This window comes from Acinetobacter sp. YH12112, from assembly GCF_013418945.1.
Taxonomy (GTDB): domain Bacteria; phylum Pseudomonadota; class Gammaproteobacteria; order Pseudomonadales; family Moraxellaceae; genus Acinetobacter; species Acinetobacter indicus.
Window position 1 is genome coordinate 23,188 of sequence record NZ_VPBA01000008.1, and the last position, 21,932, is coordinate 45,119.

Annotated in this window: 19 protein-coding genes and 1 pseudogene; 13 read left to right on the top strand and 7 right to left on the bottom strand. The window is 46.0% G+C overall.

Annotated elements, in window-relative coordinates; genetic code table 11:
* Nucleotides 1-52 precede the first annotated feature (52 nt).
* The 6 genes from FTU50_RS04470 (at nt 53) to FTU50_RS04495 (ending at nt 7,710) form a co-directional block, all read left to right on the top strand.
* Nucleotides 53-667, top strand: coding sequence for a phosphatase PAP2 family protein (locus tag FTU50_RS04470; RefSeq protein WP_045795816.1), 615 nt, complete (start codon nt 53-55; stop codon nt 665-667).
* A gap of 29 nt (nt 668-696) precedes the next feature.
* The gene (locus tag FTU50_RS04475) at nt 697-1,962 is read left to right on the top strand and encodes an efflux RND transporter periplasmic adaptor subunit (RefSeq protein ID WP_005176086.1); all 1,266 of its coding nucleotides are present in this window, start codon (nt 697-699) and stop codon (nt 1,960-1,962) included.
* Nucleotides 1,963-1,975: 13 nt separating this feature from the next.
* A complete protein-coding gene (locus FTU50_RS04480; RefSeq protein WP_180062683.1) occupies nt 1,976-5,155 on the top strand; it encodes an efflux RND transporter permease subunit in 3,180 nt (1,059 codons plus the stop codon).
* Nucleotides 5,155-6,612, top strand: coding sequence for a multidrug efflux RND transporter AdeIJK outer membrane channel subunit AdeK (gene adeK, locus FTU50_RS04485; protein ID WP_005176082.1), 1,458 nt, complete (start codon nt 5,155-5,157; stop codon nt 6,610-6,612). The genes FTU50_RS04480 and adeK overlap by 1 nt, the downstream gene beginning before the upstream one ends.
* Before the next feature lie 303 nt (nt 6,613-6,915).
* Nucleotides 6,916-7,272, top strand: a complete 357-nt coding sequence (locus tag FTU50_RS04490) for a YbjQ family protein (RefSeq protein WP_005176080.1) — start codon at nt 6,916-6,918, stop codon at nt 7,270-7,272.
* A gap of 3 nt (nt 7,273-7,275) precedes the next feature.
* On the top strand, nt 7,276-7,710 hold the full coding sequence (locus FTU50_RS04495) for a YbjQ family protein (protein WP_005176078.1): 435 nt from the start codon (nt 7,276-7,278) through the stop codon (nt 7,708-7,710).
* A 47-nt stretch (nt 7,711-7,757) separates the two neighbouring features.
* On the opposite strand, the gene FTU50_RS04500 is transcribed toward FTU50_RS04495, so the two are convergent.
* Complete coding sequence (locus FTU50_RS04500) at nt 7,758-8,561, bottom strand: SDR family NAD(P)-dependent oxidoreductase (RefSeq protein WP_160241550.1); 804 nt, start codon at nt 8,559-8,561, stop codon at nt 7,758-7,760.
* A 20-nt stretch (nt 8,562-8,581) separates the two neighbouring features.
* On the bottom strand, nt 8,582-9,277 hold the full coding sequence (locus tag FTU50_RS04505) for a hypothetical protein (RefSeq protein WP_005176074.1): 696 nt from the start codon (nt 9,275-9,277) through the stop codon (nt 8,582-8,584).
* A 183-nt stretch (nt 9,278-9,460) separates the two neighbouring features.
* Between FTU50_RS04505 and FTU50_RS04510 the strand changes: the two genes are divergently transcribed.
* On the top strand, nt 9,461-12,355 hold the full coding sequence (locus tag FTU50_RS04510) for a valine--tRNA ligase (RefSeq protein ID WP_180047069.1): 2,895 nt from the start codon (nt 9,461-9,463) through the stop codon (nt 12,353-12,355).
* Nucleotides 12,356-12,490: 135 nt separating this feature from the next.
* Nucleotides 12,491-13,297: a hypothetical protein gene (locus FTU50_RS04515; RefSeq protein ID WP_168416558.1), complete on the top strand. Its 807-nt coding sequence runs from the start codon at nt 12,491-12,493 to the stop codon at nt 13,295-13,297.
* A gap of 104 nt (nt 13,298-13,401) precedes the next feature.
* Here FTU50_RS04515 and FTU50_RS04520 read toward each other — a convergent pair.
* From FTU50_RS04520 to FTU50_RS04530, 3 genes and pseudogenes are all read right to left on the bottom strand, one after another.
* Nucleotides 13,402-13,752: pseudogene (locus FTU50_RS04520) on the bottom strand (endonuclease domain-containing protein); the annotation flags it as partial.
* A gap of 71 nt (nt 13,753-13,823) precedes the next feature.
* Nucleotides 13,824-15,008 carry a molecular chaperone DnaJ gene (locus FTU50_RS04525; RefSeq protein ID WP_180046401.1) on the bottom strand — a complete coding sequence of 395 codons (1,185 nt, stop codon included), beginning with the start codon at nt 15,006-15,008 and terminating at the stop codon, nt 13,824-13,826.
* A 93-nt stretch (nt 15,009-15,101) separates the two neighbouring features.
* Nucleotides 15,102-16,133 (bottom strand): molecular chaperone DnaJ, encoded by a 1,032-nt coding sequence (locus FTU50_RS04530; protein ID WP_180046403.1) that lies wholly within the window; start codon nt 16,131-16,133, stop codon nt 15,102-15,104.
* Nucleotides 16,134-16,388: 255 nt separating this feature from the next.
* On the opposite strand from FTU50_RS04530, the gene FTU50_RS04535 reads away from it, so the two are divergent.
* Complete coding sequence (locus FTU50_RS04535; protein ID WP_016659883.1) at nt 16,389-17,066, top strand: DUF421 domain-containing protein; 678 nt, start codon at nt 16,389-16,391, stop codon at nt 17,064-17,066.
* A 141-nt stretch (nt 17,067-17,207) separates the two neighbouring features.
* On the opposite strand, the gene FTU50_RS04540 is transcribed toward FTU50_RS04535, so the two are convergent.
* The gene (locus tag FTU50_RS04540; protein WP_158650840.1) at nt 17,208-17,441 is read right to left on the bottom strand and encodes a hypothetical protein; all 234 of its coding nucleotides are present in this window, start codon (nt 17,439-17,441) and stop codon (nt 17,208-17,210) included.
* On the opposite strand from FTU50_RS04540, the gene FTU50_RS04545 reads away from it, so the two are divergent.
* The 4 genes from FTU50_RS04545 to FTU50_RS04560 all read left to right on the top strand — a co-directional run bounded on the left by FTU50_RS04545 (nt 17,427) and on the right by FTU50_RS04560 (nt 20,601).
* A complete protein-coding gene (locus FTU50_RS04545) occupies nt 17,427-18,371 on the top strand; it encodes a transporter substrate-binding domain-containing protein (protein ID WP_104509882.1) in 945 nt (314 codons plus the stop codon). The genes FTU50_RS04540 and FTU50_RS04545 overlap by 15 nt on opposite strands.
* 63 nt (nt 18,372-18,434) lie before the next feature.
* Entirely contained in the window at nt 18,435-19,178 is a 744-nt protein-coding gene (locus FTU50_RS04550) for an amino acid ABC transporter permease (protein WP_005176049.1), read from the top strand.
* Nucleotides 19,178-19,861 carry an ABC transporter permease subunit gene (locus FTU50_RS04555; protein ID WP_005176046.1) on the top strand — a complete coding sequence of 228 codons (684 nt, stop codon included), beginning with the start codon at nt 19,178-19,180 and terminating at the stop codon, nt 19,859-19,861. The genes FTU50_RS04550 and FTU50_RS04555 overlap by 1 nt, the downstream gene beginning before the upstream one ends.
* A gap of 14 nt (nt 19,862-19,875) precedes the next feature.
* Complete coding sequence (locus FTU50_RS04560) at nt 19,876-20,601, top strand: amino acid ABC transporter ATP-binding protein (RefSeq protein ID WP_171304276.1); 726 nt, start codon at nt 19,876-19,878, stop codon at nt 20,599-20,601.
* Nucleotides 20,602-20,661: 60 nt separating this feature from the next.
* On the opposite strand, the gene FTU50_RS04565 is transcribed toward FTU50_RS04560, so the two are convergent.
* On the bottom strand, nt 20,662-21,399 hold the full coding sequence (locus FTU50_RS04565; RefSeq protein ID WP_180046405.1) for a carbonic anhydrase: 738 nt from the start codon (nt 21,397-21,399) through the stop codon (nt 20,662-20,664).
* Nucleotides 21,400-21,932: the final 533 nt, after the last annotated feature.

Consider the following 21,932-nt stretch of genomic DNA (forward strand, 5'->3'; position numbering starts at 1 on the left):
TAATCCATTACCGGACTGCGCTCGGATCAGCTAAACTAACCAGGATTTCGGCATGCCTAATTTTTTGCTTTATCTCGGTGGTTTGTTGTGTTTTTTCAGCGTGTTAATGCTTTATGTTCCAGCGCTCACTGCCCTTGATTCGGCAATTGTAGACTGGTTCAGCCAGCACCGTAACGAGATGTTGAATTCACTAATGACGGGGTTATCTGTCATTGGTGGCATGCCATTTGTATTATTTTTATCCAGTCTTTGGTGCCTGTATCTGGCCAGGCAGAAGGAATATGCAAATATCGTGCTGGTCAGCATTGGACTAATGGGGAGTTTTGCCACTGCCTGGATACTCAAGTATCTGATTGCAAGAGAGCGCCCGCCAGAAATGTATCATCTGGTCAATAGCTATGGTGCCTCATTTCCCAGCGCACACAGTTTTTATGCCGCAACGCTGGGCTGTCTTGCAATTTATGTGTCAATGCAACATCCCGCACATAAAGCCATTGTAATATGTACTGTTATGTGGATGTTGCTGATGGGAATTTCAAGAGTGTATCTTGGCGTACATTTTCCCTCAGATGTCCTGTCAGGCTGGAGCATAAGTTTTATCTGGATCACGCTGCTTTATCTGATCTTGATCAAGTACAGCCAGCGCAAACCAATGAATAATTTTTAGATAGATAAAAATCTAATTGAGGTGGAAGAATGATGTCTGCAAAGCTTTGGGCCCCTGCCCTCACTGCTTGCGCATTGGCCACAAGCATCGCGCTTGTGGGTTGTAGCAAAGATCCAAATGATGCGCAGCAAGCTGCAGCCCAGCAGCAAATGCCTCCAACAGAAGTTGGAGTGATTGTTGTACAGCCACAAAGTGTCGAGCAGTCTGTTGAACTTTCCGGCCGTACCACTGCCTTTGAAATTTCTGAAGTTCGCCCGCAAACCAGCGGTGTGGTGCAGAAACGTCTGTTTACCGAAGGTAGCTATGTACGTGAAGGTCAGGCCTTATATGAAATTGATTCACGGACCAACCGTGCATCAGTGGATAGCGCCCGTGCAGCATTGGCACGTCAGCAGGCCAATCTGAACGTCTTACGTGTCAAAGAAGGCCGTTATCGTCAATTGGTGGGCAGTAATGCCATTTCCAAACAGGAATATGATGACATTGTGGCGCAGGTGAAACTGGCTGAAGCAGATGTCGCGGCCACCCGTGCCGAACTGCGCAATGCAGAAATTAACCTGGGTTATTCAACCGTACGTGCACCAATTTCAGGTCAGACCAACCGTTCTACCGTGACTGCAGGTGCATTAGTGACTGCCAGCCAGCAGGAACCGTTAGTGACCATTCAGCGTCTGGACCCGATTTATGTGGATATCAACCAGTCAAGTGCTGAACTGCTACGTTTACGCCAGCAGCTGAGTAAAGGTGATTTAAACAGCAGTAACAACACCACAGTCAAGCTGAAACTGGAAGACGGCAGCTATTATCCGGTTGAAGGCCGTCTGGCATTCTCCGATGCCAGCGTTAATCCGGATACGGGTACCGTGACTTTACGTGCAGTATTCCCGAATCCAAACCATCTGTTATTGCCAGGCATGTTTGCCACTGCACAAATTGTGCAAGGGGTAATTCCAAATGCCGTGCTGATTCCGCAAGCTGCCATTACCCGCACCCCAACCGGTCAGGCCATGGCGATGCTGGTCAATGCCAAAGGCGTGGTTGAACCACGTCCAGTAACCACTGCCGGTATTCAGGGCAAAGACTGGATTGTGACTGAAGGTCTGCAAACCGGTGACAAAGTTATTGTAGAAGGCATTGCCAAAGTCAAGCCGGAACAGAAAGTGGTAGCCAAACCATATCAACCGCAAGCTGCCGCGCCACAAGGTGCCCAGCAACCTGCTGCATCAGATAAGGCAAAACAACCAGCAGATCAGGCGGATGCTCAGGCTGAACAAAAAGCTACTTCAAATACATAAGGGGTAGACTTCAATGGCTCAATTTTTTATTCATCGCCCGATTTTTGCATGGGTGATTGCACTGGTGATCATGTTGGCGGGTATTCTAACCCTATCCAATATGCCCATTGCCCAGTATCCGACCATTGCGCCGCCAACGGTCACCATTTCTGCGACTTATCCGGGTGCTTCGGCTGAAACAGTTGAAAACACAGTGACCCAGATTATTGAACAGCAGATGAATGGTCTCGATGGCTTGCGTTATATTTCATCGAACAGTGCCGGTAACGGTTCTGCATCTATTGCACTGAACTTTGAACAAGGCGTCGATCCTGACATCGCCCAGGTTCAGGTACAGAACAAATTACAGTCTGCTACTGCCCTGCTGCCGGAAGATGTCCAGCGTCAAGGGGTACGGGTCACTAAATCAGGCGCCAGCTTCCTGCAGGTTCTGGCCTTCTATTCGCCTGATGGCAGCATGTCGGCAAATGACATTAAAGACTATGTTAACTCCAATATTTCCGAACCCTTAAGCCGTGTGGCCGGGGTCGGTGAAGTGCAGGTGTTTGGTGGTTCCTATGCAATGCGCATCTGGCTGGACCCCGCCAAAATGGCCAGCCTGCAAGTTACACCAAGTGATATTGCCACTGCCATTCGTACCCAGAATGCCCAGGTCGCTGTCGGTCAGCTAGGTGGTGCACCAGCCGTAGAAGGTCAGGTGCTCAACGCAACCGTAACGGCACAAAGCCTGCTGCAAACCCCAGAACAGTTCAGCAATATCTTCCTGAAAAATACTGCTTCAGGTGCACAGGTGCGTCTGGGTGATGTGGCCCGTGTAGAACTCGGTGCAGACAACTATCAGTTTGATTCCAAATTCAACGGCAAACCTGCCGGTGGTGTTGCGATTAAACTGGCAACCGGTGCCAACGCGCTGGATACCGCCCAAGCCGTTGAAGAGCGCTTAAAGCTGTTACGTCCAAACTACCCGCAAGGGATGGTCGATCAGCTGGGCTTTGATACCACACCATTTATTGAATTGTCGATTAAGAGTGTTGTTAAAACCTTAATTGAAGCGATTATTCTGGTATTCCTGGTGATGTTCCTGTTCCTGCAGAACTGGCGCGCTACCATTATTCCAACCATGGCTGTACCGGTGGTGGTCTTGGGGACCTTTGCCGTCATCAACATGTTCGGCTTCTCGATTAACACCCTGACCATGTTTGCGATGGTTCTGGCGATTGGTCTGCTGGTCGATGACGCGATTGTCGTGGTGGAAAACGTGGAACGTGTCATGGTCGAAGAACATCTCGACCCTGTGGTAGCCACTGAAAAGTCAATGAAACAGATTTCTGGCGCGTTAATCGGGATTACCTCGGTGCTGTCTGCGGTATTCGTACCAATGGCATTCTTCGGTGGTACGACCGGGGTGATTTATCGTCAGTTCTCGGTGACCCTGGTCACGGCAATGGTACTGTCGCTGATTGTAGCCTTAACCTTTACCCCTGCCCTGTGTGCGACCATGCTGAAACAGCATGATCCGAACAAGCCAGAAAGCAACGGTCTGTTTGCGCGTTTCTTCCGCTGGTTTAACCGCAGCTTTGACAAGCTGTCGGTGAAATATCAGGGCGGTGTGAACCGTATGACCCACAGCAAGATTTTCTCCGGGATTATTTACGGTGCAGTGCTGGTTGTGATTGTGCTGTTATTCCAGAAACTGCCATCTTCATTCCTGCCGGATGAAGACCAAGGTGTGGTGATGACACTGGTGCAATTGCCACCAAATGCCAGTCTGGAACGGACTGACAAAGTTGTCAGCACCATGACCAACTACTTCCTGGAAAATGAGAAAGAGCATGTCGAGTCTGTGTTTAGTGTGGCCGGCTTCTCCTTCACCGGGGTTGGACAAAACGCAGGTCTGGCCTTCATTAAGCTGAAAGACTGGTCAGAACGTACTTCGCCAGAATCTCAGGTCGGTGCGATTATCCAGCGTGGTATGGCACTGAACATGATTGTTAAAGATGCTTCTTACATCATGCCACTGCAATTGCCTGCCATGCCTGAACTGGGCGTGAGTGCCGGCTTTAACCTGCAGCTGAAAGATGCCAGCGGTCAGGGTCATGAAAAACTGACCATGGCACGTAACATCATTTTAGGTGAAGCAGCCAAAGATCCACGTCTGGCCGGGGTTCGTCCAAATGGTCAGGAAGATACACCACAGTACCGCGTGATTGTGGACCATGCGCAGGCCGGTGCCTTGGGCGTGAGTATTGCTGAAATTAACAGCACCATGGGCATGGCCTGGGGTGGTTCGTACATCAATGACTTTATCGACCGCGGTCGTGTCAAGAAAGTCTATGTTCAGGGTGAAGCAAGCTCACGTATGATGCCGGAAGACCTCGATCAATGGTATGTACGTAATAACCGCGGCGAAATGGTACCATTCTCGGCCTTTGCAACCGGTGAATGGACTTATGGTTCACCACGTTTAGAGCGTTATAACGGCGTATCCTCCATGAACATTCAGGGTACACCAGCGCCTGGCGTCAGCTCGGGTGATGCGATGGTGGCCATGGAAGAAATTATTGCCAAGCTGCCAGACATGGGCTTGCAAGGTTTCGACTATGAATGGACCGGTCTGTCACTGGAAGAACGTGAATCGGGTGATCAGGCACCATTCCTGTATGCGCTGTCGCTATTAATCGTCTTCCTGTGTCTGGCAGCACTGTATGAAAGCTGGTCAATTCCGTTCTCGGTATTACTGGTCGTACCATTAGGTATTGTCGGTGCCCTGTTCCTGACCTTCAGCGGGATGGTGCTGTTCCAGAACCCGAACCTGTCGAATAACATCTACTTCCAGGTGGCGATTATTGCGGTGATTGGTCTATCTGCGAAAAACGCGATCCTGATTGTCGAATTCGCCAAAGAGTTGCAGGAAAAAGGTGAAGACCTGTTTGAAGCCACTTTACATGCGGCAAAAATGCGTTTACGTCCAATTATCATGACCACTTTAGCCTTCGGTTTTGGTGTACTGCCGCTGGCCCTGTCTTCAGGTGCAGGTGCAGGTAGCCAGCACTCGGTCGGTTATGGTGTTCTGGGCGGCGTAATCAGTTCGACCTTGTTGGGTATCTTCTTTATCCCGGTATTCTACGTGTGGATTCGAAGTATCTTTAAATACAAACCAAAACAACAAAATCATCAGGAGCATGTATCGTGATGCAAAACTTATGGTCTCTTACAGGCCGTGGTATTGCGGTTTCTGCCCTTGCGCTTGCTTTGACAGCCTGTCAGAGTATGCGCGGGCCAGAGCCGGTTGCTCAGGCGAATATTCCGAGCAGCTATAGCAATGCTTCCGGAAGCTCTGTTGCAGAACAGGGTTATAAAGATTTCTTTGCCGATCAGCGCCTGCTACAGGTGCTGGATCTGGCCTTGACCAATAACCGTGATTTACGTACTGCGGCGCTGAACATCCAGCGTGCCCAGCAACAGTACCAGATTACTGAAAATAACCAGTTACCGACCATTGGCGCCAGTGGCAGCGTGTTACGTCAGGACACCATGAGCAATCAGGGTCGTGGCCCAAGCACCTCCTATAACGTAGGTTTAGGGGTCACCGCCTATGAGCTGGATTTCTGGGGTCGGGTCCGTAGCCTGCGTGACAATGCACTGGATAATTTCCTGGCCACCCAGAGCGCCCGTGATGCCACGCAAATTGCCCTGATTGGTCAGGTATCTCAGGCCTGGCTCAGCTATTCCTTTGCCAATGCCAACCTGAAACTGGCCGAGCAAACTTTAAAGGCCCAGCTTGAATCGTATAACCTGAACAAAAAACGTTTTGACGTTGGCATCGACAGCGAACTACCGGTACGTCAGGCGCAAATTTCAGTCGAAACCGCGCGTAATGATGTAGCTAACTATAAGACTCAGGTGGCGCAGGCACAAAACCTGCTGAATCTGCTGGTGGGTCAACCGGTTCCGGCCAATCTGCTGCCGGCACAGCGCATTACCCGCATTACCTCCAATACGGCAATTGGTGCGGGCTTACCAAGTGATCTGCTGGTAAACCGTCCCGATGTCCGTGCAGCGGAATACCGTCTGTCTGCCGCAGGTGCCAATATTGCCGCAGCGCGTGCCCGTCTGTTCCCGACCATCAGCCTGACCGGTTCCGCCGGTTATGCCTCGGCCGATTTAAGTGACCTGTTCAAATCAGGCAACTTTGTCTGGTCAATTGGTCCAAGTCTGGATATTCCAATCTTTGACTGGGGCACACGTCAGGCCAATATCCGCATTTCAGAAACCGATCAGCAGATTGCGCTATCAGATTATGAAAAGTCGATTCAGACCGCTTTCCGTGAAGTGAATGATGCCTTGGCAGTGCGTGAAAATATTGGTGACCGGATTGCCGCACAGCGCCGTCTGGTGGAAGCCACCAATACCACCTATCGTCTGTCGGAAGCCCGTTTCCGTGCCGGCATTGACAGCTATCTAACCGTACTGGATGCACAGCGTGCCTCTTATGCGGCCGAGCAAGGGCTATTATTGCTGGAACAGGCCAATTTGAACAATCAGGTGGAACTGTATAAAACCTTAGGTGGCGGCCTGAAAGCTAACACTTCAGATCAAGTGACCCAGCAGCCGTCTGTGGCAGAACAACGCCGCGCTGCTCAGCAATAAGATTGTCTGAGTTGCAGCGTCAAGCAGCAGGGTGATTTCATCCTCATCGCTTGATGATCAAGCCAGTGAGCCCCGCGCTGACTGGCTTTTTCTTTGCCTGATGATGTGCCTGGATCATCCATGAGATCAAAGCAGTTCAATACAGTGATGATTAGAGCAAAGAAATCCTGTTTTGCTTGTAGTGACTCGCCAAAGGATTGGATGCACATCTGCCCGCATAAAACTACAAAAGAGATGTTTTTGATTGCATTTTGCCCGCAGTTTTTCTATCTTCATGATCAATCTATTGTTATTGGTCATCACATGTTACTGAGTAATTTGGAATCTGTACCCGGACACACCATTCGCCAGCAAATTGATGTGGTATATGGCAGTACGGTACGCAGCAAGCATGTCGGCCGTGACCTGCTGGCCGGACTGAAAAATATTGTCGGTGGTGAGCTGACAGCCTATACCGAACTGCTGGAAGAATCGCGTCAGGAAGCCATGAACCGGATGATCGACAAAGCGCGCAGCATGGGTGCCAATGCCATTGTCGGAATCCGTTTTTCTACTTCCAACATTGCCCAGGGTGCATCTGAACTGTTCGTTTATGGTACGGCGGTGATTGTCGATCCAATCATGCCAAAACTGCCTGATCCCTTCCCTGCACAGGACTAAGTCATGGATGGATTGCTCCTGCAGCTGCTGATTTTTGCGGTACTGTTTGCCGTTGGCTTTGGTTTTGGCCGCTATAACGAACGCAAGCATTTTCAATATCTGGCTGAACAGGAACAGCGACTGGCCTATATCCAGCTCGACAGCAGCCGCTTTAAAAGCACTGACCTACCCGGCCAACTGGTCAGCAGCAATGTGGTGATTTCACATGATTACTTTAAATATGCAATTGCCAATGTGCAGAATTTACTCGGTGGCCGCCTGACCAGTTATGAAAGTGTGGTGGAACGTGCGCGCCGCGAAGCAATTGTACGCTTAAAGCTGGAAGCCGAGAAAATGGGCGCCACCCAGATTTTAGGCCTGCGTTTAAGCACCACCGAACTGGGGATGCAAGGTGGGATGGTGGAAGTGTTTGCCTATGGGACGGCCATCAAGAAATAAGCTGATGGCCTGATCTGTCTTCATCTCGTCAAATGCTCTGGAACGTATTACTTCACCTTCATTTTACGGATCATTTTATACAGCGTACTTGGCGATAAACGCGACACCCAAACCCCCAGTTTTTCCTTGGCGCCACCAACCACAATATATTCCTCTCCCGCCAGCAAGGCACTGACCGTGGTCTGGGCAAACAGGTCCGGCTCCAGACCATTTTCAATCGCTTCATCCTGATGGCCCTGCGGTTTGCCTTCGCCATTTAAGGCATTAAAGGACACATTGGTTTTGACAAAGCCGGGGAAAATCACCGAAACCTCGACGCCATCTTGCGCCACTTCCGCACGCAAACTGTTGGCCCACATATGAATTGCGGCTTTGGCCGCCGAATAAGAGGCACGGTACTGGGTGCCGAGCAAACCGGCGACACTAGAGACAAAGGCAATCCGTCCCGATTTCTGGGCAATAAAGGTCGGTAACACGGTTTTGGTCAGGAACACCTGCGAGAAATAATCGACTTCCATAATGGCACGTTCTGTCTGCATGGTGGTGTCCTGAATCAGCGCGCGCTGGCTAAGACCGGCATTGTTAATCAGCCAGTCTATCCGGCCTTTGGCCGCTAACACCTGCGCATAAGCATGCCGTACCTGTGATTCATCGGTAATATCGGCACAAACTGACACATGGCGTTCCGGGTTCAGTAAAGTCACGCGCACCTTTTCCAGCTCTTCATAACGGCGTGCGGTCAGAATGACGTCGGCACCTTGCAAGGCACATTCTTTGGCCAAGGCTTTGCCCAATCCGGAAGATGCCCCGGTAATCCACACCACTTTTCCTGTTAAATCCTGCTTGGCCATGAATCTGTCCCTCTATACGTTCATTTGTTGTGATGAATATCAGTGTAACCGCGCTCTGGCTGCGGGTCATTGCCCACAAAGCCCAGAAAATGATTGAAATACTGTTCCGTTATGCGGGTATCAAACTGGGTGCCGAGTTTTTCCAGCCGCTTATAGCCAAGCTGGGTAGTCAGCTGAATCACCCCGGTCAGGGTTTTATCGACCATAAAATTAAACTTCAGCATTTTCTTTGGCTCGCGGACCAGACTGGTCACGCCCTGATCGACAATCTGGGTAAAAGCCCGAAAGGCTGGCTGGATATAGGCACTATTGCCCTGCCGGATTTGTTCGACACAACCCAAGGTTTCTTTAATCAGCACATTATCGACCGGATAGGCCACATAGGCCTGCCCCTCTTTTTCATAGGTTTTCTGTTGCAGATAATTCACCATCGGCACCAGACGGTCATTGCCAAAAAATGACACTGACCACGGCATATATTTTTGCACGGTGTCCATCACCTGCTGCACAATTTTTTCCGATTCACGGTCGGGCGAGCTGCTGGTCCGGGCAATTTCGCCAAACACCTGATCAACAATTTCACAGGAAATATGTGACAGCACCTCGCCTAAAGGCTTGGCCAGACTGTGCGGATTACCCTGGTTAAACTGTTGATGTAACTGCTGAAAACGCTGATAGGTAGCTGGGCTTAATTTTAGTGCGATTGAATAGGTCATTGTTGTTCTCGCTTTTTTCGTCGTTGTTCTGCGAACTTTGCTCATTGTTATTTGCCTACATCATACGACGAGTAAGTGCAGATGCCAATTGCTTAAACAAGCCAATGATTCAGGCTGCCTAAGTCGCCATTTTTTTTGCTACAATAGATGCAATTTTTTATCTACTTTTGATCTGTTCGAACTATGACTGATTCAGCGCAAAATATTGCTACAACTTACGATCCGACCGAAATCGAGAAAAAATGGTACCAAACGTGGGAAGAGCGCGGTTACTTCAAACCGTCTGAAAAAGGCGAGTCTTTCTGTATCATGATTCCGCCACCAAACGTCACTGGTAGCTTGCACATGGGTCATGGTTTTAACAATGCCATCATGGATGCTTTGACTCGTTATAACCGTATGTCAGGCAAAAATACGCTTTGGCAACCGGGTACTGACCACGCAGGTATTGCAACCCAAATGGTTGTCGAGCGTCAGCTCGGTGCGCAAGGTGTGAGCCGTCATGATCTTGGTCGTGAAAAGTTCATCGAAAAAGTATGGGAATGGAAAGAACAATCTGGCGGTAACATTACCCGTCAAATTCGTCGTTTAGGTTCTTCTGTAGACTGGTCACGTGAACGCTTCACCATGGATGAAGGTTTATCCAATGCGGTTAAAGAAGTGTTTGTTAAGCTTCATGAACAAGGTTTGATTTACCGTGGTAAACGCCTTGTAAACTGGGATCCTAAATTACAAACTGCCTTGTCTGACTTAGAAGTTGAGTCTGATAAAGAAGAACAAGGTTCACTGTGGCACTTCAAATACTTCTTTGAAGATAAGTCACTTCGTACCCACGATGGTAAAGATTACATCGTTGTGGCAACCACGCGTCCTGAAACATTGTTAGGTGATACGGCAGTTGCGGTTGCGCTTGATGATGAACGCTATGCTGATTTAGTCGGTAAAAACATCATCCTGCCAATTACAGGTCGTGCGGTTCCAATCGTTAAAGATGAATATGTAGACAAAGCATTCGGTACAGGTTGTGTAAAAATCACGCCTGCGCATGACTTCAATGACTATGAAGTGGGTAAACGCTGCGAATTACCAATCATCAACATCTTCAACAAAAATGCTGAAGTTCTTGCTGAATTTGAATACATCGCAAAAGCAGGCGAACAAATTTCTAAAACCATTCCTGCGCCTGCAGACTATATTGGTTTAGAACGTTTTGAAGCACGTAAGAAATTGGTTGCTCAAGCCGAAGCTGAAGGTTGGTTAGATCAAATTCAACCGTACACATTGAAGCCACCTCGCGGTGACCGTTCAGGCGTGATCGTTGAGCCGTTATTGACAGACCAATGGTATGTGAAGATTGCCCCACTTGCGAAACCTGCGATTGAAGCGGTTCAAGACGGTCGTATCAAGTTCGTGCCTGAGCAGTACAGCAACATGTACATGGCGTGGATGAACAACATTCAAGATTGGTGTATCTCGCGTCAATTATGGTGGGGTCATCGTATTCCTGCTTGGTACGATGCGGAAGGCAATGTTTACGTGGGTCGTAACGAAGATGAAGTTCGTGCGAAACACAACATCCCTGCTGACGTTCAATTGAACCAAGACGAAGACGTACTCGATACTTGGTTCTCTTCTGGTCTTTGGACATTCTCAACTTTAGGTTGGACAGGTGACGAAGCGAAAGACAAAGAAAACTATTTCTTAAATACTTTCCACCCGACTGATGTATTGGTGACAGGTTTTGACATCATCTTCTTCTGGGTTGCTCGTATGATCATGCTTACGATGCACTTCATGAAAAATGAAGATGGCACGCCACAAGTACCATTCAAAACTGTGTATGTACACGGTTTGGTACGTGATGGCGAAGGTCAGAAGATGTCTAAATCTAAGGGTAACGTGCTTGACCCATTAGATTTGATTGACGGTGTTGATCTTGAAACTTTAGTACAAAAACGTACCACAGGTTTGATGAATCCGAAACAAGCAGCGAAGATTGAAAAATCGACCCGTAAAGAATTCCCTGAAGGGATTCAGTCTTACGGTACAGATGCGGTTCGTTTCACCTTCTGTGCGCTTGCCAACACCGGTCGTGACATCAAGTTCGACATGAAGCGTGTTGAAGGTTACCGTAACTTCGCCAACAAAATCTGGAACGCAACCCGTTTCGTAATGATGAACTGCGAAGATCAAGTAATTGGTCAAGACGTTCGTCAAGACCTTTGGGAATTGCCTGAGCAGTGGATTGTCAGCCGTCTACAAAAAGCGGAAGCTGCGGTTCAACAAGCCTTTGCGACCTATCGTTTAGACTTGGCTGCACAAGCGATTTACGAGTTCATTTGGAATGAATACTGTGACTGGTATGTCGAGCTGACGAAACCGGTTCTGAATGACGAAAACGTATCGGTTGAACGTAAAGCTGAAGTGCGTCGTGTGCTTCTTTCTGTAATGGAAGCCTCTTTACGTTTGGCACATCCGTTGATGCCTTACTTAACAGAAGAAATCTGGCAAACACTTGCGCCGAAACTCAACATTTCTGGCGAAACGATTATGCTCGCACAGTACCCTGTTGCTGACCAAGCATTAGTAAACGAACAAGCTGAAGCAGATATGCAATGGCTGCAAGGTTTGATTGGTGCGGTACGTAACATCCGTGGTGAGATGGGTCTAGGTAATGCTCGCTTGTTGCCTGTTCTGCTTCAAAACACTACTGATGCAGAAAAAGCACAAATCGCTCGTATTGAACCGTTGTTTAAAGCATTGGCAAAAGTTGAAAGCATTACTTTCCTTGCAGATGCTGAACAACCGCCATTGTCTTCTTCATCTGTAGTCGGTCATGTGTCTGTATTCGTTCCAATGAAGGGCTTAATTGACCCTAAAGCGGAATTGGGTCGTCTACAAAAAGACTTAGACAAGGTTCAAAAACAGCATGACCAAATTGCCACTAAACTTGCGAATGAAGGTTTTGTGGCGAAAGCACCTGCTGCTGTGGTTGAAGGTGAGAAATTGAAACTTGCTGAGTTTGCTGATCAATTAGCGAAGATTAAAGCGAATATGGAGCAAATTGCGGCGCTTTAATGTGTTGTTAATTCAACCAATTTCGTAGTATAAAGGGCTGATTATTCAGCCCTTTATTTTATAATCTTTATTGCATTAAACACTAAAGACTATAAAATAGCCTCTCTAAAAAAATGCAATCTAATAAAGAGGCGTATGAATTCAGAATTCTTAAAAACAGTTCAAAAATTTTTAGGAATTATTAGCTTTATTACAGCAATAATTTTAATTGGACTTTATTTCTTTTTCTCATATCTTCTGAGTTCTGATCCTTTTTCATGGTCAAAAACTTTTTACTCATTAGGAAAAGATGTATCGAATGCATTGATTCCAACTTTAATAATTCTATCTGTTTCATTATTACTCTTAAAATCATTAACAGATTTCTTCGAAAATCAACGTGATGAAAAATTGATTGATGATATTGCTCGAAGAACACTAGATGAAGTAAAACCGTATTTTAATAATGATTGGAAAACTCAAGATTTTTTTAAGAATAAAAATTGGAAACTTCTATTTCAAAATCATAAAAAAGTTACCATTGTGACCCATTATTTTGATTCATGGATATCTAGTCATTCAAAGACATTAGAAGCTTTTTTAAAAAAAGGAGGTGAATTAGAATTTATCCTTCCTGATGAAAACAATAATGAACATCTTAAAATTATAGCTAGCCGTTTCAATAAGTCTCCTATGGATATAAAAACTAAGATTAATAACTGTAAAACAAAATTGGATGGCATCCATAAAAAAGTGAATAAGAAGGGAACGATAAAAATCATCCACAGTACCAAATTCCATTGGAACTTCTTTATGCTTTTTGATGAAAAATTACTCATCATTTCCCCATATGAAGGAAATGTTGATGTATCAAGTGACTCGCCTGCTTTAGAGTTTTCTTTATCTAAGAATGATCAAGTTAAAATTTGGATTTTAAAAGAGATTGAGAGTTTACGATCTTAGAAACCCTCATCCCCCGCCTTCTCCCAAAGGGAGAAGGAGCATCATTTGATTTTATGTTTGCACGGATTTAGTAATGAATATTTCCCTCTCCTTTTAGGAGAGGGTTAGGGAGAGGTATTTTTTAATTCACAACACTTTTGCCACAAATCCTCCAACACTATCTCAGTTCGCCCCAACACATCATGATTCCAATACCGAACCACAGTTAAACCCAACGCCTCTAAAAAATTCGTTCGTACAGCATCATATTCCACAGCATCATCTGTTCCATGCTGACTACCATCCAACTCAATCACTAAACCAATTTCATGGCAGTAAAAATCCACAATATAGGGTTGGATCACATGCTGACGACGAAATTTAAGGTTCATACAACGCTTGGCGCGTAAAACTTGCCACATCAGATGTTCTGCATCGGTGGCGGTGTGACGCATGGATTTGGCGAAGGCGAATAATCAGCGGGTTAAAGTGCATAAAAAAGCATCGTCAAAATGACGATGCTCTGAATGACAATCAATGCTAAAAATTACTCAAATGACCAACTAAATGCTCTGCTTTTCAGTAAAATTTTTAAGTAATCAAAATCCTTATAATCATTTAAACGCTTTTCATCTCTTAACAGTTTTGCTTGAATATCTGCTAAATCGCGTTGATATTTTTTTATCAAATCAACAGGTTTAAAACGCTGTTTGTAAAAACCAGAGCCGATCCAATCAAATGAATAAATAATATCATCTATTTCAAATTGTAATTTCTCTACTTGCTCTTCCAACAATAAATTATAAGATTTCAAATGCTCATTCGCGATTTTTGTTGCCTGTTCCTGATCACCTTGCGCTGTAAAAACACGCAATTTCAAAAGAGTAAGCAAATCTTTTTCCTCTAATGCAGCATTTGCTTGCTGTAATAATTCGGTTTTTTCAATGCGCTTTTGTTCATCTTGCTCTCGATCAGGGTGAATTAAGGCAGCAATTTTTGAATAAATGCTTTTTAGAGATTGCCCTGCCATTTTTTTCGCTTCTTCAAGCTGTGTTTGCTTCTTTAAAATTTTCTTTTTTTCCTTTTCAGCAAACTTTTGATATTCATCACGCTCATCTTCATTAAGCTGATTTTGAATAAAATTTGCTTCTTCTCGATCTAATTTATCTTTTACTTTTTCCATAAACGCGTCGAGATTATTGAGATCCAAATCAAAGTCAAGCCAAGCTACGGGTACCCCGATTTGGTCTGCTATCATTTCTTTTATGGCTTGTTTTTGCATCATTTCATCAGCATCATGCGCTTGATGCGAATGATCATTTACATGAGAGCTGACTTCTTCAGCATCAGCACTTTCTTCTATCAGCTCATAATGTTGAGCAATGATAAGCGTCAACTCATGTTGTTGTTCAGAAAGATTCGGATTATTAAGCAGCTGACTCGCTAAAATTGAAATTTTTTCATCTAAACGCACTAAATATGTTTTTGCGATTTTATGCGTATTTTTATATTGCCAAAGCGTCTCTAATTGAGCGAACAAAACGTGGTGCCACTGACGATATAAAGGTAATAGCTCATCTCTTGCATCCTCTTGAACTTGTTTTTGCGCTTGTTGCCAGTCCGCCAATACCATTTGTAATTGCTCAATTTTCTTAAGCAATCGATTAAACTTTTTTTGTTGTGCCGATAATTTTTCACTCGTTTGATAAATGCTTAAATCTAAATTGCTCATTCACTGACTTCAACGCTAATCTCAATTTCTGTAATATTTTAGCATAATGAATAGCATACAAACTTTTTGCTTAGTTCAAAAAAACTATATTCTTTACAAAACCCCATGCTCCAACAACATCCCTAGCCCACTCTCTTTCCCCATAAAACTCAGCCGTTGCTTCTCCGCTTTTAACTGATGCTTCACGTTCGACACATCCGCATCAATCTGTTTATACAACTGCTCAATATTGAGCTGCCCTTTGGACTTTTGCACCGCAATTTTGGCTTTATTTGACCATACAAGCGAGTTAATCAATTCCTGCATCTGCTGTTTTAAGGACTGGCTTTGTGCTTCTAACGCCTGTTGGTAAAACTTGAATTGTTCTGTGCTTAAACCTTTGTGTGAACCGTTTTTACTTTGCTCAACTTCAAGCTGAAGTTTCAGTAAAAAGAATAAATCTTCCTGTTCGTATGCTTCATTGGCACGTTGTAAAAGCTCGGTCTTTTCCTCTTTTTTAGCTTCATCGGGCTCACGATCAGGGTGAATGATGGAAGCAATCTTGAGATACACAGTTTTGAGTGATTGATTCACCATCTTTTCAGCTTGCGCTTGTTTTTCTTGCTGACGTTTTAACTTGGCTTGCTCACGTGCTTGTTGGTATTGATCATTATTCCAATCTTCAAATACATCATCGGCTTGGACTGTTTCAGTTTCAGGCTCATCAAAAGTGTCTATATTTTTCTTCTTGTTTTTTTTCTTGCTGTATTCATCTGCCTGCTGATAATAGACATGCATTTTTTCCACTTCATCTAACTGCTTTTGACTCAGCAAATGTGAACCTTGTAGTAACCGTGCTAAAGTTTGGATTTTATCTTCCACCAATGCTGTATTTGATTTCGTGAAACTATAACTACTTAGACCATTCCAAAGTGTCTTCATCTGTTCATACAAAGTGCTATATAACTCACGATACGCAGGCATCAGCGCCTTTTGACTATAGGCACGAATGTCATCTTGGGCATGTTGCCATGCAAGCAATAACTGTTTCTGCTGTTCAATCTCATCAATTAAACGATTCAGCTTCTGATGCTGTGGTGAGACTTCAAGCACCATGTTTGGCATGGTTTTCAGCGCAAAAGGCATAGGGAAGATAAAAGCAAAAGAGAAATTATACCTGATTTATGTGAAAGTATTTTTTGACTCATCTCAGTAAAACTGAAGCAAAGCAAAATCCTGAGCAAATAAGCCTTAACATTACATGGCTTCAGATCAGGTAATTTTTTGAATTAACCAAGTCACTCAAATCATTGCAGTTCATTACGCAACTATAAACATTCAGCCGCCGCAATTCATGCATAGTATCAACAAAGACCAACAGATTATAAAAAGGACATTCACATGGATTGGGCCAGTATTTTTATTCATGACACCACTTGGGCTTTTGCTGCTGAAATTAGCGTGCGTGCCATCCTCATGTTCAGCATGATCATTATCTTTTTACGTCTGACTGGAAAACGTGGTGTGCGCCAGCTGTCAATTTTTGAACTGGCGATTATTCTATCGCTGGGTTCAATTGCCGGCGACCCGATGTTCACCGAAGATCTGCCGCTGATTCAGGCCCTGCTAATCATGAGCATCGTGATTTTCCTGTATCGTCTGGTGACCTGGTTAATGATGAAATACCAGCCCTTTGAAGATCTGCTGGAAGGCAAGTCGCTGTATATTGTCGAAGATGGCGAGCTGGTCTTAGAAAAGATTAAACGCGGTAAAATGTCGCACGATGAATTCTTTGCCGAAATGCGCCAGCAAGGGGTCGAACATCTGGGACAGGTACGAGTCGGTTTACTCGAAAATGATGGCAAGTTTAGCATCCTGTTTTTTTCCAATGATCAGGTGCGTTACGGTTTGCCCCTGTTTCCCAAAGCCTGTCAGGAAATTACCGAAGTCAAACCGCATACCCATTACGCCTGCGTATACTGTGGCTATACCGATTTTTTGCAAAGTGCCGAGCAGATCTGCCCGCGTTGTGACAGCTGTCACTGGACTGAAGCCATCAATACCCTGCGGGTAGATTAATCGCGTGATTTAAATCTCTGTGCCGGTTCATCTACCTTCGCCTAACTTTTTATCTCAACTTTGGTCATATCTTGGTCTTTAATGGCCCAAGACTGGCACAGTTCCTGCTGTATTTTATTCATGCTTTTTGCTGCTATTTATCTAAAAAGTGGTTATTTCATAACGATTTATCATTAACAAAACGGTTAAAAATTTCGCTTGAGCAATGCTGGAAATCTCGCTTAAGATGAAGCTATGCCGTTGTGCAGAGATAATTAAAACAATCTCATTTGCTTCATTACCTGATAAATCAGTTCCAGGATTGGAATTGCCATGAATAACAGCAAATGACCAATAATCAATACAAAAGGAGTTTTGTACATGACCTCTAAACACACCCTCACCTCCCTGTTTTGTGCCAGCGCATTCATGCTTGGCCTCAGTGCTTGTAGTGACAATAAAGCTCCAGCTGATGCCAATAGCAACACCAATGCCGCTGCCTCGAGTTCGGGCACCTTAGAGAAAATCAAAAAGTCCGGCACCATTGTGCTGGGTTATCGTGACTCATCCATTCCCTTCTCCTATATTGCCGATACGCCAAATCAGCCGGTCGGTTATGCGCATGACCTGCAACTGAAAGTGGTGGAAGCGCTAAAACAGAAACTGGAGATGCCAGATCTGAAAATCCGCTATAACCTGGTTACCAGCCAGAACCGGATTCCACTGGTCTCTAACGGGACGGTCGATTTAGAGTGTGGCTCGACCACCAACAATCAGGAACGCCAGCAGCAAGTGGCTTTCTCGGTCGGTTTCTTCCAGGTGGGTTCACGTTTACTTACGGCCAAAGATTCCGGTATTCAGGATTTTGCTGACTTAAAAGGCAAAAAACTGGTCACCACCGCCGGTACCACTTCTGAACGTTATATCCGCCAGCATGAAAAAGAACTCGGTATTGGCGAAATTATTTCAGCCAAAGACCATGCCGAATCCTTCTTGATGCTACAAAGTGGCCGCGCCGCTGCCTTTATGATGGATGATATTCTGCTGGCCGGTGAAAAATCCAAAGCCACCGATCCAGACAAATGGGTGATTGTCGGTACGGCGCCAATTCAGGAAATTTACGGGTGTATGCTGCGTAAAGGCGATACTGAATTTAAACAGGTGGTGGATGATGCCATTAAAGCCACCTATAGCTCGGGTGAAATCAACCAGATGTATAACAAATGGTTCCAGCAGCCAATTCCACCGAAGAACATCAACCTGAACTTTGAAATGTCCGATCAGCTGAAAGACCTGATTGCCAATCCGCACGATCGTGATCAGTAACACTCCAACATAAACCGGCTCAGGTAAACACGGATGCTTTACCTGAGTTTTTGAGGAGGACGTATGAATTATAGTTGGAACTGGGGTGTCCTGTTTCAGTCTACCGGCATTGGCGACAGTACCTATCTGCACTGGATTCTCGCCGGTCTGGGCTGGCTGCTGGTGATTGCCATTGTGGCCTGGAGTATTGCCATGCTACTGGGCAGCATTTTGGGGATTATGCGAACCCTGCCCAGCAAAACCGCCCGCACGATTGGCACCGCCTATGTCACCATTTTTCGTAATGTACCGCTGCTGATCCAGCTGTTTATCTGGTTCTATGTGGTGCCCAATTTCCTGCCAGCGCCCATCAAAAGCTGGTGGATGAATGATCTAGGCGCGCATACTTCAGCGCTGATTTCAGCCAGTATTGGACTGGGACTGTTTACCGCGGCGCGGGTCTGTGAACAGGTGCGCACCGGTATTGAAGCCCTGCCACGCGGACAGATCAATGCCGGTTATGCCATGGGTTTTAGTACCGCGCAGTTATATCGCTATGTAATTTTACCGCAGTCATTTCGCACTATTTTGCCGCCGTTAAGCTCGGAGCTGACCAACTGCGTTAAAAACACCTCGGTCGCCTCTCTGGTCGGGGTGGCGGAAATTATCTCGCAAATGAAAACCATCAGTGAGTACACGCAAAACACCATTGAAATTTATACCATTGTCACCGTTATTTTTATTGTGATTAATATTTGCCTCATTCAGGGCATGAACCTGCTGGAAAAACGTTTACGTGTTCCCGGCCTGATTGCAGGAGAAAAATAATGGAATGGCTCACTGCATTTTTAAATGATTTACAACTGTCCGGGCCAGCGCTATGGCATGGTTTTACCATTACCTTAAAAGTGCTGGTCATGGCGACCATTGGCGGTATTCTAATTGGCACCCTGCTGGCGTTAATGCGCCTGTCTTCTATTCGCGTACTGAATCTGTTTGCACAAGGCTATGTCAATCTGTTCCGCTCGATTCCCTTGCTGCTGGTGCTAATGTGGTTCTATTTTGCGGTACCATTTTTCTACACCGCCCTCACCGGGAATTACCTGACCATTGATACTGCACTGGTGTCGAGTATCGTGGCCTTTATGCTATTTGAGGCGGCCTACTTTTCTGAAATTGTCCGTGCCGGGATTCAGTCCATTCCCAAAGGCCAGACTGCGGCTGCCTATGCGCTGGGCATGACTTATGGCCAGTCGATGCGGCTGATTATCTTACCGCAGGCCTTTCGCAAAATGACCCCGCTGCTGTTACAGCAGACCATCATCCTGTTTCAGGACTCCACCATGGTTTATGCCATTGGCCTGCTGGATTTCTTCCGCACCAATTATGTCCGCGGCGATTTAATGGCGCTGCTGACCCAATATATTCTATTTGCCGGGCTGGTGTATTTTAGCGTGAGTTTAATCGCCACCTATGCAGTGAAAAAACTACAAAGGAGGCTGACGGTATGACCGAACCCAAGATTATGATTGACCTCCAGAATGTCAGCAAATGGTATAAGGATTTTCAGGTCCTGACCGATTGCAGCACCCAGATTCGTCAGGGAGAAGTGGTGGTGGTGTGTGGACCATCGGGTTCGGGAAAATCGACCTTGATTAAAACCGTAAATGGTCTGGAACCGTTTCAAAAAGGCCAGATTCTGGTTGATGGGATTTCAATTAGCGATCCGAAAACCAATCTGAACAAACTGCGCAGCCGTGTTGGCATGGTGTTCCAGCATTTCGAGCTGTTTCCGCATTTAAGCATTACCGAAAACCTGACCATCGCCCAGGTCAAGGTACTGGGCCGCTCGGAAGCTGAAGCCAAACAGAAAGGGCTGGCCTATCTGGATCGGGTTGGTTTAAGTTCGCAGGCCAACAAATTTCCGGCGCAACTCTCTGGTGGGCAGCAGCAGCGGGTTGCCATTGCCCGGGCCTTAAGTATGGACCCGATTGCCATGCTGTTTGATGAACCAACCTCGGCGCTGGACCCGGAAATGATTACCGAAGTACTGGACGTGATGGTCGAGCTGGCGCGTGAAGGCATGACCATGATGTGTGTGACTCATGAAATGGGCTTTGCCCGTCAAGTCGCCAACCGGGTGATTTTTATGGATCAGGGCAAGATTGTCGAAGACTGCACCAAAGATGAATTCTTTAATACCCAGCGCGGTGAACGTGCCCAGCAGTTCCTGGATAAAATCCTGCATTAATCCATACGAACACCCTAAATTAAGAAGCAGATCAAACGATCTGCTTTTTTTCATATTCGATTACTCCAGCACCAGACGTGCATTGGTCGGCTGTACCGGCCGGTTATTCGGATGTTCCATCAGCTGTGAAAAAGCCTGAATCTGCTGTCTCGAGGCCTGCTGAATCTGTTTGAAGACAATCCAGCGCACGCCTTCGGTACACGGCGGCGTGGTTAAAGAGCCGTTAAAACGATAATAATCCCGTTGCTCCGGTAAAAATGCCGCGGCTACATCCTGATGGTTTAAAATAATGGCCTCACCGGGTTGCTGCGGTAACTCCTGCCACAGCTGTTTCAGCTTCGGATTTTCCTGACCTTCCTGAAACATAATTGCCAGCACCGCCAGCTCACCCGCAGGTGTGGCATGTACCAGATGCATCTCCATCGCAAAACTTTGCCCCTGAATGGTGTTTTCACTTGGACTATGCAAATGGAACTGCTTGAGTTCAAAGATTTTCTGGTCCAGTTCTAAATGGCTACCCTGCTCAAAATTGACCTGAACCGTGCGCTGGTTATTCACAATGGTTTTGGCCTTGGCCGCATAGTTCAGTTTTAACGGCGGCAACTGCGCCGGTGTGGTCTGGGCAATATTAATGGGCGCCTGATTCATGCCAGCGCAGGCCTGATATTCCTGTTTTAACTGGCTCCATTTATCCGGCGCAGTCTGTGCCGCATAGCTCCAGTCAAAATGACTGCCCTCGGCAGCAAAAGCCATATTCATACTCAAAAGTGCAGTCGCTGCAAAAATACTCCGTTTCATTCTTCAACCTTGAAAACACATCATCAAAAGAGCCTTGATCATCCGTAACCTGCGCCGGCAGGACAAAACCAAATCTTCCAACTGTTTATTGCTTTTGTATCTGATTGGAGCGGTTTTTGAGCGTTATAATTCAGCCTGATGGCCTGATAATGACTTGTCCGGTGCATCGACTTATCAAGTTGTACTGATCAATCACGACGTTGCCGCCCAAACCCACCTTGGTTTCCAGTTCGATGGTGATGCTTTTTTATAAGTCCGGTACTAACAGTTTTCTGGCTGCTGGATCAGCGACTTATAAAACTGATGACGCTTTGCTTAAATCAACCGGCAACAACATGAGGTATTGAAGAAGTAGATCAGCGATTCTGCTGGCGCTGGCCGATTTTTTAGCTCAGCTTTAGCATGGAATTTTCGCGGTCTTACTAGGTATGTTAAGTTTTCTACCGGGATGGATTGGCCTCGAATTTTAGCTGCACCAGCATGAAGCATGATTGACGTTGTGATTTAGCCAACGCCACTTGTCATTGACGAGT

Coding starts and splice junctions, on each gene's coding strand:
- FTU50_RS04490 (WP_005176080.1), top strand. CDS start 6,916: ATGTTACTGAGTAATTTGGAATCTGTACCCGGACACACCATTCGCCAG.
- FTU50_RS04510 (WP_180047069.1), top strand. CDS start 9,461: ATGACTGATTCAGCGCAAAATATTGCTACAACTTACGATCCGACCGAA.
- FTU50_RS04525 (WP_180046401.1), bottom strand. CDS start 15,008: ATGAGCAATTTAGATTTAAGCATTTATCAAACGAGTGAAAAATTATCG.
- FTU50_RS04515 (WP_168416558.1), top strand. CDS start 12,491: ATGAATTCAGAATTCTTAAAAACAGTTCAAAAATTTTTAGGAATTATT.
- FTU50_RS04535 (WP_016659883.1), top strand. CDS start 16,389: ATGGATTGGGCCAGTATTTTTATTCATGACACCACTTGGGCTTTTGCT.
- FTU50_RS04505 (WP_005176074.1), bottom strand. CDS start 9,277: ATGACCTATTCAATCGCACTAAAATTAAGCCCAGCTACCTATCAGCGT.
- FTU50_RS04565 (WP_180046405.1), bottom strand. CDS start 21,399: ATGAAACGGAGTATTTTTGCAGCGACTGCACTTTTGAGTATGAATATG.
- FTU50_RS04475 (WP_005176086.1), top strand. CDS start 697: ATGATGTCTGCAAAGCTTTGGGCCCCTGCCCTCACTGCTTGCGCATTG.
- FTU50_RS04480 (WP_180062683.1), top strand. CDS start 1,976: ATGGCTCAATTTTTTATTCATCGCCCGATTTTTGCATGGGTGATTGCA.
- FTU50_RS04560 (WP_171304276.1), top strand. CDS start 19,876: ATGATTGACCTCCAGAATGTCAGCAAATGGTATAAGGATTTTCAGGTC.
- FTU50_RS04550 (WP_005176049.1), top strand. CDS start 18,435: ATGAATTATAGTTGGAACTGGGGTGTCCTGTTTCAGTCTACCGGCATT.
- FTU50_RS04500 (WP_160241550.1), bottom strand. CDS start 8,561: ATGGCCAAGCAGGATTTAACAGGAAAAGTGGTGTGGATTACCGGGGCA.
- FTU50_RS04545 (WP_104509882.1), top strand. CDS start 17,427: ATGACCTCTAAACACACCCTCACCTCCCTGTTTTGTGCCAGCGCATTC.
- FTU50_RS04555 (WP_005176046.1), top strand. CDS start 19,178: ATGGAATGGCTCACTGCATTTTTAAATGATTTACAACTGTCCGGGCCA.
- FTU50_RS04530 (WP_180046403.1), bottom strand. CDS start 16,133: ATGCCTTTTGCGCTGAAAACCATGCCAAACATGGTGCTTGAAGTCTCA.
- FTU50_RS04495 (WP_005176078.1), top strand. CDS start 7,276: ATGGATGGATTGCTCCTGCAGCTGCTGATTTTTGCGGTACTGTTTGCC.
- FTU50_RS04470 (WP_045795816.1), top strand. CDS start 53: ATGCCTAATTTTTTGCTTTATCTCGGTGGTTTGTTGTGTTTTTTCAGC.
- adeK (WP_005176082.1), top strand. CDS start 5,155: ATGCAAAACTTATGGTCTCTTACAGGCCGTGGTATTGCGGTTTCTGCC.